Source organism: Candidatus Ponderosibacter sp. Uisw_141_02 (assembly GCF_048087665.1).
Taxonomy (GTDB): Bacteria; Pseudomonadota; Alphaproteobacteria; order Puniceispirillales; family Puniceispirillaceae; genus UBA3439.
The window spans coordinates 1017517-1033447 of sequence record NZ_CP159807.1; the positions used below are offsets into that span (position 1 = coordinate 1017517).

20 protein-coding genes and 1 riboswitch are annotated in these 15931 nt (G+C 51.5%); of the genes, 15 read left to right on the forward strand and 5 right to left on the reverse strand.

What is annotated here, in order from left to right; translation table 11 throughout:
• Positions 1-96: 96 nt before the first annotated feature.
• Positions 97-534: a thiol-disulfide oxidoreductase DCC family protein gene (locus ABXT40_RS05170; protein ID WP_443646765.1), complete on the forward strand. Its 438-nt coding sequence runs from the start codon at positions 97-99 to the stop codon at positions 532-534.
• Here ABXT40_RS05170 and ABXT40_RS05175 read toward each other — a convergent pair.
• The 3 genes from ABXT40_RS05175 to ABXT40_RS05185 all read right to left on the reverse strand — a co-directional run bounded on the left by ABXT40_RS05175 (position 531) and on the right by ABXT40_RS05185 (position 2724).
• Entirely contained in the window at positions 531-833 is a 303-nt protein-coding gene (locus ABXT40_RS05175) for a DUF1330 domain-containing protein (RefSeq protein ID WP_443646766.1), read from the reverse strand. The two genes, ABXT40_RS05170 and ABXT40_RS05175, sit on opposite strands and share 4 nt — an antisense overlap.
• A gap of 21 nt (positions 834-854) precedes the next feature.
• Positions 855-1568 (reverse strand): haloacid dehalogenase type II, encoded by a 714-nt coding sequence (locus ABXT40_RS05180; RefSeq protein ID WP_443646767.1) that lies wholly within the window; start codon positions 1566-1568, stop codon positions 855-857.
• Between the two features lie 73 nt (positions 1569-1641).
• Positions 1642-2724: a YeeE/YedE thiosulfate transporter family protein gene (locus ABXT40_RS05185; RefSeq protein ID WP_443646768.1), complete on the reverse strand. Its 1083-nt coding sequence runs from the start codon at positions 2722-2724 to the stop codon at positions 1642-1644.
• 213 nt (positions 2725-2937) lie between these two features.
• Positions 2938-3057: riboswitch (TPP riboswitch) on the forward strand.
• 57 nt (positions 3058-3114) lie between these two features.
• On the opposite strand from ABXT40_RS05185, the gene thiD reads away from it, so the two are divergent.
• The 10 genes from thiD to ABXT40_RS05235 are packed head-to-tail and all read left to right on the forward strand — an operon-like array spanning position 3115 to position 10610.
• Positions 3115-3927 carry a bifunctional hydroxymethylpyrimidine kinase/phosphomethylpyrimidine kinase gene (gene thiD / locus ABXT40_RS05190; protein ID WP_443646769.1) on the forward strand — a complete coding sequence of 271 codons (813 nt, stop codon included), beginning with the start codon at positions 3115-3117 and terminating at the stop codon, positions 3925-3927.
• A gap of 3 nt (positions 3928-3930) precedes the next feature.
• Entirely contained in the window at positions 3931-4953 is a 1023-nt protein-coding gene (locus ABXT40_RS05195) for an FAD-dependent oxidoreductase (RefSeq protein ID WP_443646770.1), read from the forward strand.
• A complete protein-coding gene (gene thiS / locus ABXT40_RS05200; RefSeq protein WP_443646771.1) occupies positions 4937-5134 on the forward strand; it encodes a sulfur carrier protein ThiS in 198 nt (65 codons plus the stop codon). Before ABXT40_RS05195 ends, thiS begins: the two co-directional genes overlap by 17 nt.
• Before the next feature lies 1 nt (position 5135).
• Complete coding sequence (locus ABXT40_RS05205; protein WP_443646772.1) at positions 5136-5909, forward strand: thiazole synthase; 774 nt, start codon at positions 5136-5138, stop codon at positions 5907-5909.
• Positions 5906-6502, forward strand: a complete 597-nt coding sequence (locus tag ABXT40_RS05210) for a thiamine phosphate synthase (protein ID WP_443646773.1) — start codon at positions 5906-5908, stop codon at positions 6500-6502. The genes ABXT40_RS05205 and ABXT40_RS05210 overlap by 4 nt, the downstream gene beginning before the upstream one ends.
• Complete coding sequence (locus ABXT40_RS05215; RefSeq protein WP_443646774.1) at positions 6499-7482, forward strand: HesA/MoeB/ThiF family protein; 984 nt, start codon at positions 6499-6501, stop codon at positions 7480-7482. Before ABXT40_RS05210 ends, ABXT40_RS05215 begins: the two co-directional genes overlap by 4 nt.
• A 2-nt stretch (positions 7483-7484) precedes the next feature.
• A complete protein-coding gene (locus ABXT40_RS05220; protein WP_443646775.1) occupies positions 7485-8423 on the forward strand; it encodes an ABC transporter substrate-binding protein in 939 nt (312 codons plus the stop codon).
• The gene (tenA, locus tag ABXT40_RS05225) at positions 8420-9094 is read left to right on the forward strand and encodes a thiaminase II (RefSeq protein WP_443646776.1); all 675 of its coding nucleotides are present in this window, start codon (positions 8420-8422) and stop codon (positions 9092-9094) included. Before ABXT40_RS05220 ends, tenA begins: the two co-directional genes overlap by 4 nt.
• A 53-nt stretch (positions 9095-9147) precedes the next feature.
• Complete coding sequence (locus tag ABXT40_RS05230; RefSeq protein WP_443646777.1) at positions 9148-9873, forward strand: ABC transporter ATP-binding protein; 726 nt, start codon at positions 9148-9150, stop codon at positions 9871-9873.
• Positions 9870-10610: an ABC transporter permease gene (locus ABXT40_RS05235; protein WP_443646778.1), complete on the forward strand. Its 741-nt coding sequence runs from the start codon at positions 9870-9872 to the stop codon at positions 10608-10610. Before ABXT40_RS05230 ends, ABXT40_RS05235 begins: the two co-directional genes overlap by 4 nt.
• Here ABXT40_RS05235 and queF read toward each other — a convergent pair.
• Entirely contained in the window at positions 10607-11056 is a 450-nt protein-coding gene (queF, locus tag ABXT40_RS05240) for a preQ(1) synthase (protein WP_443646779.1), read from the reverse strand. The genes ABXT40_RS05235 and queF overlap by 4 nt on opposite strands.
• A gap of 217 nt (positions 11057-11273) precedes the next feature.
• On the opposite strand from queF, the gene ABXT40_RS05245 reads away from it, so the two are divergent.
• From ABXT40_RS05245 to ABXT40_RS05260, 4 genes are all read left to right on the forward strand, one after another.
• Positions 11274-11558 (forward strand): hypothetical protein, encoded by a 285-nt coding sequence (locus tag ABXT40_RS05245; RefSeq protein ID WP_443646780.1) that lies wholly within the window; start codon positions 11274-11276, stop codon positions 11556-11558.
• 33 nt (positions 11559-11591) lie between these two features.
• Positions 11592-12464 carry a DMT family transporter gene (locus ABXT40_RS05250; RefSeq protein ID WP_443646781.1) on the forward strand — a complete coding sequence of 291 codons (873 nt, stop codon included), beginning with the start codon at positions 11592-11594 and terminating at the stop codon, positions 12462-12464.
• Between the two features lie 225 nt (positions 12465-12689).
• Positions 12690-13760 (forward strand): NADH:flavin oxidoreductase/NADH oxidase, encoded by a 1071-nt coding sequence (locus tag ABXT40_RS05255; RefSeq protein ID WP_443646782.1) that lies wholly within the window; start codon positions 12690-12692, stop codon positions 13758-13760.
• 126 nt (positions 13761-13886) lie between these two features.
• Positions 13887-15236 (forward strand): DNA polymerase IV, encoded by a 1350-nt coding sequence (locus ABXT40_RS05260; RefSeq protein ID WP_443646783.1) that lies wholly within the window; start codon positions 13887-13889, stop codon positions 15234-15236.
• 39 nt (positions 15237-15275) lie between these two features.
• Here the strand turns inward: ABXT40_RS05260 and ABXT40_RS05265 are convergent, their stop codons facing one another.
• On the reverse strand, positions 15276-15857 hold the full coding sequence (locus ABXT40_RS05265; RefSeq protein WP_443646784.1) for a VOC family protein: 582 nt from the start codon (positions 15855-15857) through the stop codon (positions 15276-15278).
• Positions 15858-15931 lie beyond the last annotated feature (74 nt).

Here is a 15931-nt window from a genome sequence, read left to right on the forward strand (position 1 = left end):
AATTGCAGCTTTCTAATCGAAGATACGCCATGCCCTGCATGTGATGGCTGCAATTTACCAGCAAAGCGTCTGTGGGGCTTGCCAAAGGCCCTGATCATGCCCATTTACCCCATGGGGAGTCAGGCGGCCAGCGATTGGGTGATTTTGATGATTGAAGTATTTTTTGATGGTAAATGTGGGCTTTGCAGTAAAGAGATTGCCTATTACCAGAGTATTGCGCCATCAGGCATTTTTGCATGGATGGATATTGCGACTGACGCATCACCGCTGGCAGCGCATCAAATCTCGCAAGCCGATGCTTTGCGCCATCTTCATGTTCGCGATTCAGGAGGTAATTGGCATATTGGTGCCGCGGCCTTTTTGGTCATTTGGCAGCAGCTTCGGTACTGGCGGTTTTTGGCAGTTCTGGTTGGTTTGCCCATTATCCACCAGATTGCCGCGATGGTTTATAATCGTTTTGCCAATTACCGTTTTGCCAAGCTTGCCCATTGCCAGATTGCCCAAAAGAATCTGGTAAAAGCTTCTACAAGCTAGAGTCCCTCCAGAACCAGCAATGTCGCTTTGGAATTTGCCAGCCGGATTGATTTAACGGGCGCATATTCGGGGCTGTCTAAAAAGGCATGGGCTGCTGCCATCGATGGAAATTTTACCAATACGATGCGGGCAGGATCCCATAATTCAGTCTGTATAATATCCATTTTACCACCGCGGGTCAGGTAGACACCGCCATAATGTTCGGCAATCGGTTTGGCCGCAGCTTTATAATCTTCATAGGCAACAGGGTCAGTTATTTTCGTGTCGACCAGAATATAGGCGGGTTTATCTGCGTTCATTATAACCGTCCTTGGCACGTGTCAAATTTTTGGACAATCCAGTTCATCAGCGACGCCTTCAACCGTATCAGCGATAATATCCCAGTCACTGGCGGCTTCAAAATCGACTTTTTGGTCAATGCCATATTCGGTTGGCCGATTGATATAGGCGGTGCGCATACCCTCTTTGCGCGCGGCCTCTAGATCATCATTATGCGCTGCTGCCATCATGATTTCATCAGGTGCCATGCCCAAAAGACGGATGGCGTTTTGATAAACAGCCGGATTGCGTTTGAAGGCGCGATGCATATCGCTTGAGAAAATAAAATCCCATGGAATCCCAGCACGTTTTGCTATGGTCGACAACAGAACGACCGATCCGTTCGATAGAGGTGAGATTAGGAATTTTGATTTGATCCGCTTTAAACCGGGGACACTGTCAGGCCATGGGGTTAGGCGGTGCCATGCGCGGTTTAGATGGTCGCGTTCTGCTTCATCGAGCATCGGCAAACCAAATTGAGGCAAGATTTCATCCAGCCGTTCACGATGAATGAAGTCAATAGAAACCCATGACCGCTCGCCAGCTGTTACGCGCGCCATACCCGGCCGATATCCGGCACGCCAGGCACGTGCAAATCCATCACCATCAAACTCGGAAAGGCCCTTTTGTAGGGCAACAGCCGCGCCTTCGCGTGCAATTGACGAGCGCCAGTCAACAATGGTGCCAAATGTATCGAATAGAACAGCTTTAATCATGATTAGTCTCAAGCATCTGGTAACTGGTGGCGGTCACTTGCGCCGATCAAACTGATGTTGAATTAAAATCAGATTAAACGCTACTGGTCACCGTCTTGCTGTTAAGAAAGCCACTAATAAAGGGCAAACGCAATGACAAATTGCCAAGGCCAAAACCAACAAAGGCAATTAGTACGCCGCCATTCAAAACACTGCCGCCGGTTAGAAGCCAACCAACCGTGCAACCGCTAGCAATCACCCCGCCAAAGGCCATGAAAAATGCACCAAGGATATAGCGAAGCGGGTGTGGTGCATTGTTAAAGCCTTCAATAACAATGCGGCTAGATAATTTTGCCGATAAAATCGCGCCGATAAAGGCACCGCCAACCAGCCCGAGACCAAATTTCGGGGTGAGGGCGGTTGAATAGACAAAATAGCCAAGACTATCAGCGACAGGCAGGATAAACCGCAGGCCCTCGACCGGAACCGGATCAAATTCATCGGCACCAATAACGGCAGTGATAAAGAAACAAGCTGGCACCAGTAGGCCAATAGAGGCTGCCATGAGGGCGCGTTTTACTAGCTGGTCGGCACCATCGCGCCGCACGACCAAAACAATAGCTGCAAGCAATAACAGAACCCAGATTGCAAACAGGCTGTGGGAGAAAGCCGAGCTGTATTCAATCTGCCCAAGGCTGGCAAGGGTGATCCGCGGCACTGCCAAAACGCCGCTGATTGCCGACCATGCGAAAAGCGATAAAAACACCAATGTGATCAAGGCGCGGATATTTCCGCGGGCCGATAAGATGATCAGCCGCGACACGCAACCACGGCTAAGCCCCATACCAACCCCGAAAAGCAATGTTCCAAAAAACAAACCAACCAGATTTAGGGGCGCTTTAAATTGCCGCGCCTGCTCAATGTCAAACAATTCGAGCTGGCGTGCGATCAAAATTGCAATAATCGCCGATATGCCAGCAATAGCAACTTGCCAAAGCTGGTTGAGCTGGCCGCGTCCTTGGCGGCTGGCCAATGAAAATATCTCGTCATAGGCCGAGCGAGCGCAATAATCACTTCGTTCGGCAAGCCAACCAAACAGACCGCCAACAAGCAGACTTGCTGCGAGAACAAGCGTCGTGACACCATAAATGTCGCGCCATTCGAAAATTGTTTCCACACCGCACCTCAGTCAAAAGCTGTAAGGCACTCCAGATAGCATTTTTTATTCTTTTGGAAAGTCATAATCCGCTCATACAGAAAATAAATGCTCGTCGATTGAAAATTTAGGAAATATTTTTTGAAAATGTGGGGTTTGAGACAATGCCTAATCGAGCCGTCGTCGCGGCAGTGATCTTCGTGCTTGAAATTGGTGCTGTGGCTGGCTAGGATGAGATATCTGTTGGGGTGCATTGGTTTGACCAGTTAGGTGATGCCAAGGCTGAGAAGCGAGAGCTAACTCATAGAACCTGATCCAGTTAAAACTGGCGTAGGGAACGGAGATCATACCAGATCGTAGCGGCTATCTCTCCTGTTCCCAAGCAAGTCATTTGTTTTTGGGACGCGTCGCATGTTGAAATCAGACAAACAAAAGCCAGTTGCATCCGCATTGACCATTGCCGGTTCGGACAGTGGCGGCGGCGCGGGGATTCAGGCTGATTTGAAAAGCTTTTCCGCGCATTGCGTTTATGGCGCAAGCGTTGTTACTGCGGTCACGGCGCAAAACACCCGATTGGTCACAAAGGTCGAAGCGATTTCACCAGCGATGATCAGGGCGCAGATTGACGCGGTGCTGTCGGATATCCGGATTGACGCTATTAAAATTGGGATGTTGGCAACGCCTGCGGTAATTAACGCTGTTGCCGATGGTCTTGCCGATTTTCGTGGGCCGATTGTCCTTGATCCGGTCATGGTGGCAAAATCAGGCGATGCATTGCTGCAAGATGATGCCGTATCCTGCCTGATTGACAGGTTGCTGCCGCGTGCCAGCCTGCTAACCCCCAATATCCCCGAAGCACATCGGCTTTTGTCGGGCAAGGGTGATTTGACGCCACAAAACCAGGGCAAAGCGCTTTTGGCGCTGGGGCCCGCGGCGATTTTAATGAAAGGCGGCCATGCCGATGGCGCGGTTTGCCATGATTATTTGGTGACTGAGTCGCAAATCATCGGTTTCAACGCGCCGCGCATTAATACCGGCAATACGCATGGCACGGGATGTTCGCTGTCATCGGCGATTGCCGCGGGTCTTGCTAAAAATTTAGCACTTGATGACGCCATTGGCACAGCGCATCAATGGCTTCATGGCGCAATCAAGGCTGCCGATGAGCTTGGCATTGGGCAAGGTCATGGGCCGGTGCATCATTTTCACCAATTCTGGAGATAGCGCGTGACGGAACCACAGATTACCATTGTTGGTGGCGGGGTTGCCGGACTTTGCCTTGCTGCTGAATTGGCAGAACGCGGTGTTTCTTTGCGGATTTTTGACCGCTATGGCCGCCCTGCCGAACATGGCTGTTCATGGTGGGCTGGTGGCATGTTGGCACCGTTTTGTGAAAGCGAGGCGGCTGAAGAGCCGGTTGTCAGGCTTGGTCAAGAAGCCGCTGGATGGTGGCAGCGTCATAATGTGAATGTTCAGCGCAATGGCTCGTTGGTGCTGGCGCTTAGCCGTGATGGTGGCGAATTGGATCGCTTTGCCCGCCGAACCGACCAGCATGAATGGGTTGATGCTGATGATGTGGCGGCCCTAGAGGCTGATTTGGCTGGCCGGGCGCGGCGCGGCCTGTTCTTTCCAACCGAAGCGCATTTATCACCGCGTGATGCTTTGGCCTGTCTTGTTGGTGAATTAGAAAGCCGCAATATCACGATTGAAACTGCCGATGGTCTGGATTTTCCAGATAATGATAATCAAGCAGCGCTACCAACCGAGGTTCGTAAAATTGATTGTCGCGGCCTGTCAGCATCGGATGCCATGCATGATTTGCGAGGGGTCAAAGGTGAAATGCTGGTAATCCGGTCAGCTGATATTCGTTTATCACGGCCGGTGCGGTTGCTTCATCCGCGAATTCCGATCTATCTTGTGCCGCGCGGCGATGGTGTTTTCATGCTTGGCGCAACGCAAATTGAGTCGGGGAACCGGCATGCGGCAAGCGTGCGTTCGGTTCTTGAATTGCTAAGCGCTGCCTATGCGCTTCACCCGGCTTTTGGCGAGGCCGAGATATTGGAAATTGGCGTCGATGCGCGGCCTGCCTTTCCCGATAATTTACCGCGTATCAGACGCCGTGGCGACCGGCTTTATGTCAATGGTCTGTTTCGGCATGGGTTTTTGCTGGCACCAGCGATGGCGCGGATGGCAGCCGATTATCTTCTTTCAGGACAGATTCCAGAGGTTATGGATGAAAATCTCAATTAACGGCGTGGCAAAAGACGTCACCAGCACCAATCTAGCGGCCGTTTTGCATGAGGCTGGCTATGGTGATGCGCGTGTGGCGACCGCGGTGAATGGCCAATTTGTTCCGGTTGGCCAGCGTGAATCATGCCCGATCGAGGCTGGTGATCAGTTGGAAATTGTCGCGCCGCGGCAAGGAGGGTGATGTGACAGCATTTTACGGAGTTGAATTGCCAACCGCCTTCATGCTTGGGACGGCGCAATATCCATCGCCAGCAATTCTTGGCGCGGCATTTGGCGAGTCGGCGGCATCAGTTGCGACGGTTTCGGTTCGGCGCGAGGCTGCTGGTGCACAGGCAGGCGAGGGGTTCTGGCGGCTTATTCGCGATCTTGGCGTGCATGTATTGCCCAATACCGCCGGTTGTCATTCGCCAAGCGAGGCGATCACCACGGCAAAAATGGCACGCGAATTATTTGAAACCGACTGGATCAAGCTTGAAGTCATCGGCCATAGCGATAGCTTGCAGCCCGACCCGTTTGGCCTTGTCGAAGCGGCGGCCAGCCTTTGCCGTGACGGGTTTAAAGTGTTTCCGTATACGACCGAAGATCTGGTTCTTGCTGACCGGCTTCTTGATGCTGGCTGCGAGGTGCTGATGCCGTGGGGTGCGCCAATTGGGACCGGATTGGGGCTGGTTAACCCCTACGGATTACGAAGCTTGCGCGCGCAATATCCTGATGTGCCAATGGTTATTGATGCGGGACTTGGCCTGCCGTCACAGGCGGCGCAGGCAATGGAAATGGGGTTTGATGCGGTGCTGCTGAATACCGCAGTCGCCAAGGCTGGTGATCCGGTGGCGATGGCCATTGCGTTTGCCAAGGCGATTGAGGCTGGCAAGCTTGCCAGAAACGCCGACCCGATGGATCCGCGCGATATGGCCGCGCCATCTACCCCGCTAATTGGAAAGGCGTTTTTACAATGAATCTTGATCGGTTCTACCCCATTTTTGATCATCCTGACTGGCTGGAGCGTATGTTGCCATTAGGGGTCAAGCTTGTGCAAATGCGGATCAAGGATTTGCCAGCAGATGAAACCCGCGCGGCCTTACAACGATCAAAGCAATTATGCGATGCGGCGGGTGCCATCATGGTGGTGAATGATTTTTGGGAAATGGCGATTGATCTTGATTGTGACTGGATCCACCTTGGTCAAGAAGATCTTGCCGATGCTGATATGGCGGCAATCCGGCGTGCTGGCTTGAAAATAGGCATCAGCACGCATGATAAGGAAGAACTTGACCGTGCCTTGGCCGAACAGCCTAATTATGTTGCGCTTGGGCCGGTTTATCCAACAATTTTGAAGAAAATGAAATGGGTTGAACAGGGGCTGGATCGGGTTCAGCAATGGAAAAACCATATTGGTGATTTGCCGCTTGTCGGCATTGGCGGCATGACGATTGATCGCGCCGCAGGGGTTTATGCAGCTGGTGCTGATATCGTGTCGGTTGTGACCGATATCACATTGAATGAAAATCCTGAAGACCGCCTAAAAGGCTGGGTAAAGGCAACAAGATGAACCGGTATGACCGACAGATCAGCGTTGCTGAATTTGGGGTTGATGGTCAGAAAAAACTGGCTACGGCCAAAATTCTTGTTGTTGGGGCTGGGGGGCTAGCAAGCCCTGTTTTGCAATATCTGGCAGGCGCTGGCCTTGGTCATATAAATGTAATGGATTACGATATTGTCAGTGTGAACAACATGCACCGGCAAACGATTTTCCGTACGGATGATCTGGGGCTGGCTAAGGCTGTTGCGGCTGCAACAAATATGCGCGGCTTGAATCCTGATTGCCAGATTACGCCGATTATCGAGCCGTTGACGCCTGATAATATTGCAACATATGCCAGTGATGTCGATCTGGTGCTGGATTGTGCCGATAGCTTTGCCGTTAGCTATAGTCTTTCCGATTATTGCTTAAACCGGTTACCACTGATCCATGCATCAGTTGTCGGAACGGCAGGCTATGTTGGCGGGTTTTGTTATAAGGCGCCAAGCCTTCGTGCGGTTTTCCCTGATCTGCCACAACGGTTTGGAAGCTGTGCTGAAGATGGTGTTTTGGGGCCAATTGTTGGCATTATAGGATCGCTTCAGGCGCAAATGACGCTTGCTGTGATCACGAAACAACTCTCATCACCACTTGGCCAGCTTGTGACTTATGAGGCCATTGGAAACCGGTTTGGTGGGTTCCGCTTTGATGAGGTCGAAGAACCCGATGCCTCGCTGGCATTTATCAGCTCGCAACAAATAAAAAGTGGTGATCTTGTCATTGATTTGCGCGCCGCGGGTGAGGCTGATTTGATTACGGCTGATGCGCAGCGGCTTGGCCTTGATCAGATCACACCCGATTTACCGCTTACGGGCGTTGGACATGTTGTCTTTTGCTGTCGGTCTGGCCAACGTGCATGGGCCGCGGCAGAAAAGCTTTCCGGATTCTGGTCTGGATCCATTTCACTGATCGCGGCTGGCGATCCAAATTTCATGCAAAAAAGAGGTTGAAGATGAAAAAGTATCTTATTGTTTTATTTTGTTTATTGCTAAGCACACCGTTGCAGGCGCAAAATCGGATAACGCTTTTGCTGGATTGGTTTATCAACCCTGATCATGGGCCAATTATCATTGCTCAGGAAAAGGGTTATTTTGCCGATGCCGGCCTTGAGGTTGAGGTGATCGCGCCGGCCGATCCAGCTGATCCGCCAAAAATGGTGGCAGCTGGAAAGGCTGATCTAGCCGTTTCCTATCAGCCGCAATTGCATCTTCAAGTTGCCGAGGGCATGCCCCTTGTTCGGGTTGGAACCTTGGTAGCGACACCGCTAAATTGTCTGCTAGTGCTAAAAGACGGCAAGATCAAATCCATTGCTGATCTAAAAGGAAAAAAGGTTGGATTTTCCGTTGCTGGTGTTGAAGAAGCCCTGTTGACAACGATTTTGGCACGGAACGGCCTGTCGATGACGGATATTGAACTGGTGAATGTGAACTGGTCCTTGTCGCCATCATTAATGTCAGGACAGGTTGATGCAGTGATCGGCGCCTTTCGCAATTTTGAATTAAATCAGATGGATATCGAAGGGGTTCCGGGACGTTGTTTCTATCTTGAAGAAGAAGGTCTTCCGGCATATGACGAATTGATCTATGTCGCCAATCCCGATCGTATGAATAAGGATGTTGTCCGCCGTTTCTTGCAGGCAACCGAGCTTGCAACGCAATTCATCGTTAATCATCCGCAGGAAAGCTGGGAAATTTTCAAAGGCACCGCCAAGGAATTGGACGATGAATTGAATGCCCGCGCATGGAAAGACACTCTGCCACGCTTTGCCTTGCGTCCCGAGGCATTGGATGAAGGCCGTTACAGCCGCTTTGAAAGCTTTTTGAAAGAGGCGGGTCTGTTAAAGGATATTCGTCCTGTATCGGAACTGGCGATTGATCTGGGGGCACAATGACGGAATATGGTCATAGCTTTGCCGCTTGGCGTAAGGCAACAAGGACAGCATGGCACGATTATGTTTGCCATGAATTTGTAACTGATTTGGGCAGTGGCAGGCTGCCCAAATCGGCCTTTCTGCATTATCTGGTTCAAGATTATCTGTTTTTGATCCATTTTTCTCGGGCATGGGCGCTTGCCGTTACCAAGGCCGATGATGTTGCTGAAATGCGCGCCTGCGCGGCGACAGTGAATGCGCTTGTCAATGACGAGATCGGTTTGCATATCCGCATTTGCGCCGCGGCAGGCATTGACGAGGCCACATTATTTTCCGCCACCGAAGAAACCGCCAATCTGGCCTATACGCGCTATGTTCTTGATGCTGGCCATTCAGGTGATTTTCTGGATCTGATGGCTGCCTTGGCACCTTGCGTTCTTGGTTATGGTGAAATTGGCGCAAGGCTGCTGGCCGCACATCATGACGCCACCTATGCTGATTGGATCAAAACCTATGGTGGCGAGGATTATCAGCAGGTTTGCCGCGATGTAGGAACATTGATTGATAATGCGGTTTTACGCCGGCTTGGTGATCAACCGACAAAAAGTCCGCGTTGGGCTGGGCTTTGCCAGCGTTTTGCCACAGCCACAAGGCTTGAGGCCGGCTTTTGGCAAATGGGGCTTAACAGGTGACAGGCAGCAGGGCAAAATTGGCCGAGATGCAAAAAATGGGGCAGGGGGCATTCATGTCCAACAGCCCGGCGTTGCATTTTCATGGCAGTGCCGCAATTGCCGGAACGTCTGTTTTTGACCCACTTGATCTTGATGTTGCCGCGGGGAAATGGACCTGCCTTCTTGGCGCGTCTGGCGTTGGCAAAACAACTATTTTGCGCCTGCTGGCAGGGCTGGGCGATAATATTGATCATGTTGGATCTATCAAGACAAGCGATGGTCAACCGCTTACTGGCCGCATAAGCTTGATGGCGCAAACCGATAATCTGATGCCGTGGCTTGATGTTTTCGAAAATATCGTGATTGGCAGTCGGCTTCGTGGGGATGCGGTTAATGGTGATCGGGCTGAAAGGCTGATCGTGCAGGTTGGCCTTGCCGCGCACCGACATAAAAAGCCAAATGCGTTATCGGGTGGCCAGCGTCAAAGGGTGGCCTTGGCGCGCACCTTGATGGAAGGCAGGCCGATTGTCTTGCTTGACGAGCCTTTCTCGGCGCTTGACGCCAAAATTCGTGCGGAAATGCAGGAATTGGCCGCAGGTTTGTTTGCTGGCAAAACCGTATGTTTGATTACGCATGACCCCGGAGAGGCGGCACGGCTTGGTGATGTGATTTTCGTGATGAATGCAACCGGATTACACAGCGTTACCCCGCCATCATCGCCGGTGATACGCCCCTATGATGCGCCGGATGTTCTGGCCTGTCAGGGTCAGCTTTTGCGGCTGCTTCGTGAGACGTCATGATGCGCGCGCTTCGCATCATCGGGGTGACTATGTTCATTCTGTCTTTATGGCATCTTCTTGTTGTTTTGACGGGCTTGCCTGCCTTTATCCTGCCATCTCCGGCACGCGTTGGCATGGCTTTGGCTGGCAATCTTGGATTGATTGCGCATCACGCCAGCGTCACCATGGCCGAAGTGATGATCGGCTTGCTTCTTGGTGCGGTTCTTGGGGTGGCAACGGCGATCAGCCTGGCGCAGTCGCCGATCGCCCGCGTTGTTGTGCGGCCGATGATGGTTCTTAGTCAGGCTTTGCCGGTTTTTGCCTTGGCACCGGTTTTAACGCTATGGCTTGGCTATGGCTTATGGCCTAAAATCATCATGGCCTTGCTGATTATATATTTTCCGGTGACGTCGGCCTTTTTTGACGGTTTGATGCAAACGCCGCGCGGCATGCTTGATCAGGCAAAGGTCATGCAGGCGCGGCCATGGCAGATTATGCGTTATATCCGTATTCCAGCCGCCATTCCGGCATTGGCATCGGGATTACGGTTGGCTGCGGTTTATGCGCCGATTGGCGCAATCATTGGCGAATGGGTTGGCGCGTCACAGGGGCTTGGCTATCTAATGCTATTGGCAAATGGCCGCGCCAAAATTGATTTAATGTTTGCCGCATTGATCGTCTTGGCGGTTTTGACCCTGTTGCTGCATACGTCGGTTGACCGGCTGTGCAGCTATGTGGTGCGGCGTCAACAGGCCTAGCCGCGTCCGCGATAGCCAGCCACACCTTGATCAGGCACCCAAGTCCCCTCAGGAATGGTGCCATGCTGCCAAAACACATCAATCGGAATGCCGCCACGCGGATACCAATAGCCACCAATCCTAATCCACCTTGGCGATAAAAGTGCGATCAGTTCTTTCGCTATATCAACGGTGCAGGCTTCGTGAAACGCCTGATGGTTGCGAAAGCTGCCAAGATAAAGTTTCAGCGATTTTGATTCGACCATCCATTGATCGGGAATATAATCAATCACCAGATGCGCGAAATCTGGCTGCGCTGTCACCGGACAAAGCGAGGTGAATTCGGGCTGGGTAAAACGGGCAACAAAATTGCTGTCAGGATGAGGATTGGGAACGCGTTCCAGTTCGGCCTCTTCTGGGCTGTTTGGCTGTTTGGCGGCTTGACCAAGCGCTTTCAAATTTTCCATCTTATCCTCGTTCTGCAATGTTCAACCATGTCGGGCGGTACCCATGACAATAGCCATAAACCAAGGCGAATACATCGTTGGCCTCAGGCTTTTCCATATCCAGCCTTTGGGGTCAAGTCTCTTTTGCGAAAGGCGCCGTAATCAGGCGATCGGGACAGATAGAATCGCACTGGTGAAATTCCATTATAAAAAATATCAACAATATTGCATTCAGTTCATGCAGCCAAGCGAATTGACCGGCACGATGTGCGCCTTTCAACAGCTTTTTGCCGATTGGGGATCCTATATTGCCAGCATACCAACCTATGCAGGTGGTCCAATGGCCTTTGGCTGGGGCAGTGATAGCAGCAAAGCAAGGGATGTTGATGTTGCCGTTCTAACCAAGTGTCTTGAAGCGGCTGGTCTTGATCTTGACTATTACACGCATCGGTTCATAAAGCCGCTTTCAGCCTGCCGCGCTATATCGAAAAGCTATTGCCCTAACGCCGATTGCACGGCTTAATGAGCCGCGTTAACGAGGTAACTGGGTCTTTTGATGGTATCTGCCAACATTAAGGGCGCCATTTTGATGACAATTGCGCGTTTTGCATTTGTCACGAATGACGTTTTTATGAAATTTCTGTTTGTTGATATGTCGGTGTTTCAGGCGATGTTTTTGCGCGGCACGGTGGCAGTGCCAATCATTGCTGGCCTAGCATGGTATCGCAATTGCCTATTGGTTCGACCAAGTATGGTTGATTTTGGCCTTTTGTCGATCCGCGCTGCGGCACAAATTGGTATGGCCAGCTGTTTTTTGACGGCACTTGCCCATATGCCAATTGCCAATGTTTCAGCCATTATGCAGATCGTACCATTATCGCTGATTGTGGTGGCGGCCCTGTTTCTGGGTGAAGTGGTTGGATGGCGGCGCTGGAGCGCGGTTGTGATTGGGTTTTGCGGGGTGTTGATGGTGATCCGCCCGGGAACCGATGATTTCAATAGCTATTCAACGCTTGCCGTTGGGGCGGTGGCCTTTGCCACAGTCAATGATGCGGTGACGCGCCATTTGCAGGATCGTGTGCCAGCCCTGTTTGCGGCGCTGTTTACGGCAATCGGCGTCTGCCTGTTTAGTGGCGCGATGACCGCGACCATACCGTGGCAGACAATTTCTGCCTTTAACTGGCTGATCTTGTCATTCTGCGGGCTTAGCGTTGCTGCGGGATATTTCTTTCAGGTGATGACCATGCGGTTTGGCGATCTAAGCTTTGTCGCGCCATTTCGATATATCGGGCTGGTTTGGGCGGTTTTATTGGGGGCGTTGCTATTCGGCGAATGGCCAGATGGCTGGACCGGATTTGGCACAATCCTTGTTGTTCTAAGCGGTCTTTATTCATTTTATCGTGAGCATCAGCAGCGTAGTGTCAATTAGCCATTGTCTATGCCCAAAATATGCGCCGGATTTAGTGGTATTATGCTTGTGACGCCGCTACAATCGGGCTCACGGCGATATGATATCGTTGACGATCTGACTATCTATTCGACTGGCAATCTGCTTAGTCAATTCAAAGGAATCCTCGTACCAAAGCGCCGTTGCGTTTCATGCTAAACTGGTCTGATTATCTGTCCGGTTACTGTTATTTCTAGGAGCAAATTTATGTCTAGCTGTTTATTTACCCCGATTGAACTATCCGGTCTGGCGCTTGCCAACCGGGTTGTGGTCGCGCCAATGTGCCAATATTCGGCAAATGAGGGAACGATTAATGACTGGCATCTGGCAAATCTTGGCCAGTTTGCGATGAGTGGCCCGGGGCTGATCATTATCGAGGCGACTGGTGTTGAGGCAGCAGGGCGCATCACGCATGGCTGTTCAGGGCTTTATTCAGATGAAAATGAAGCCGCGATAAAGCGGGTTGTTGATTTTTGCAAATCAGTTGGTCAAAGCAAGATCGGTATCCAGCTTGGCCATGCTGGCCGTAAAGCCTCGTCACAGCGGCCATGGGAAGGCGGCAATGCCTTGTCACAGGATGTTTGGCAAACCTATGCCCCATCAGCGATTCCTTTTGCCGATGGCTGGCATACGCCTGAGGCGCTTGATGATGCAGGTTTGGCACGGATCAAACAGGCCTTTGTTGATTCGGCAAAACGCGCAGTCAAGCTTGGCATTGACGCGATTGAACTGCATGCTGCCCATGGTTACCTTCTTCATCAATTCCTGTCACCGATCAGCAACCAACGCGATGATGCCTATGGTGGTTTACTGGAAAACAGACTGCGTTATCCGCTGGAAATATTTGACGCTGTCAAAGCGGCTGTTCCTGCCGATATGCCGGTTCTGGTTCGTGTGTCGGCCTCTGATTGGGTTGATGGCGGCTGGGATGTTGAACAGACCATCGAATTTGCCAAGGCACTTGATGCGGTTGGCTGTGCCGCGCTTCATGTGTCGAGCGGTGGCAATTCATTGGCGCAGAAAATCAATATTGGCTATGGGTATCAGGCCGATCTTGCCAAACAAATTCGTGATGAGGTGGCAATGCCAATCATTGCAGTTGGGATGATTACCGACCCCGTTCAGGCTGAAACGATTATCCGCACTGGACAGGCTGATATGGTTGCCTTGGCGCGTGAGTTTTTGCGAGATCCGCATTGGACATGGCGCGCGGCAAAGGCGCTTCGCAGCACATCATCAGTGCCAGATCAATATGCACGCGCCGTGACCTTTAGCTAGAGAATAGCTGGGCATCGGCCTTGTGATCGTGATTGGCCTCGTCCGGGGGGTGGCTTGGCGCTGGTGATTGGTTAAAACATGCCAGAATAGAAAACTAATTCTGGCAAAAGGAGGGGTGCTGGCGTCATGGCCGGTCTTCAGGAAACCGCAGCCTATGCCATGTTGTGCCGCAATTGCGGAACTGCTGGGCATGTTGGCAGCGCGGTGCCATTAACCGCCTGTCCGTCTTGCCAGTCAAACCATATTCGCACCCATCCTGATCTATTTACCCTGACCATTGCGCATATTGATTGTGATGCGTTTTTTGCGTCAGTTGAAAAGCTGGATAATCCGGCGCTTGCTGATCGGCCAGTGATTGTTGGTGGCGGTGATCGCGGGGTTGTTGCAGCGGCATGCTATATCGCCCGTCAATTCGGTGTGCGTTCGGCAATGCCAGCATGGCAAGCCTTGAAAAAATGCCCTGATGCGGTGGTGATCCGGCCAAGAATGAGCCGTTACGTTGATATTGGCCAGCAGGTGCGCGACAAAATGCTGTCTTTAACACCCTTGGTGCAGCCATTGTCAATTGATGAGGCTTTTCTTGATCTTGCTGGTACGCAAAAGCTGCATCGTGCCAGTCCGGCCGAGGCGCTGCACCGGCTTCAACAGGAAATTAAACGTGATATTGGCATTTCGGTTTCGGTTGGGCTGAGTGGCACCAAATCGCTTGCCAAAATGGCATCTGATCGTGATAAGCCTGATGGGTTTTTTGTCATTGGCACGCGGGAAGCAGCGGCATGGCTTGCACCGCAGCCAGTTTCGGTTTTGTATGGGGTTGGCAAATCGGCAATTGCACGACTGGATGCGATTGGTGTTTTTACCTGCCATGATCTGGCCGAGGGCGATCCAAAGGCGCTTTCAACGGCGCTTGGCAGCCAGACAATAACAGTGATGAATCTCGCCAAAGGCATTGATCCGCGCCCCGTCGTAAGCGAACGCGAAACAAAATCAATTTCGAATGAAACCACCTTTGCCAAAGATTTGTCCGATCTTGCTGCGCTGGAAACCGAACTTGAATTTCTATGCCAGAAACTGTCGGCACGGTTGAAAGCAAAGCAGCTGGCAGGCAGTACGGTGACGCTTAAATTAAAGCGGTCAAACCACCGAATTATCAGCCGAAGCCGGACCGTGCCAAGCCGGATCGACAAGGCTTATCATCTGTTTGATATTGGACGTGAACTTTTGCGTCCTGAAGTTAAAAAATCGAATTCATACAGATTAATAGGAATTGGTGTTGATAATCTTGGCGAACCTTCTGAGGCGCGGCTTTTTGATCTTGAAGGTGGTGATGATGACAAGCGCAACCGGCTTGAAGCGGCGGTTGATCAACTCCATGGCAAAATGGGGATTGAGGCGCTTCGCACGGGCCGTCAATTTGCGCGTGCCCATAATAGATCGGCACAGCAAAAACCGGCCAAAGATAAACCTGACCATTGATAACCCGACTCATGGCGCGGTGTAGGGCATCCAAAATGCCTAAAATGGGTTTTTGGCGCTGCGGTCTGATGACAATGATTGCGCCTTGGCATGGGCAATTTGTTCAATTGCATCGGCAATATGATTTTGGTCAATCGTTGCAGCACCAGCGGCAACGCGGATATGATGCGCTGCGGTCAAGACATCGGTATGGGTCGCACCGGCTGGCGGTTCAAACCGGTATGATGCCAATTCAATCAACAGGCCAAGCGGGTCGCGAAAATAGATTGAATCCATAAAACCACGATCTTTTGGCCCCGAATGTTTGACCTTGCGTTGGTCAAGCCGGTCAACCGCTTGCCAGAAACTTGCCTGAGACACGGCAAAGGCTATGTGATGCACCTGACCCGGATTCTGGGGAAGGCGGATCATTTTCGTGGTGCGGGTCTCATCAGTGAAAATGGTGATTAATCGGCCATCACCCGGATCAAAATACAGATGGCCTTCGTTTGGGTTATCTAGATTTGGCTGTTCAAACACAAAAGCCATCCCAAGAACGCCATCCCAAAAATCAATGGATGTCTGGCGGTCTGCACCAACTAAAGTGATGTGATGAACCCCTTGGGATTGAATTTTACGCATCGAAATTGCCCGATCTTTTATATCTGTTTAATGCGGTGAATGATCTTGCATGACCCGTTTTCAAACCGCGCTGG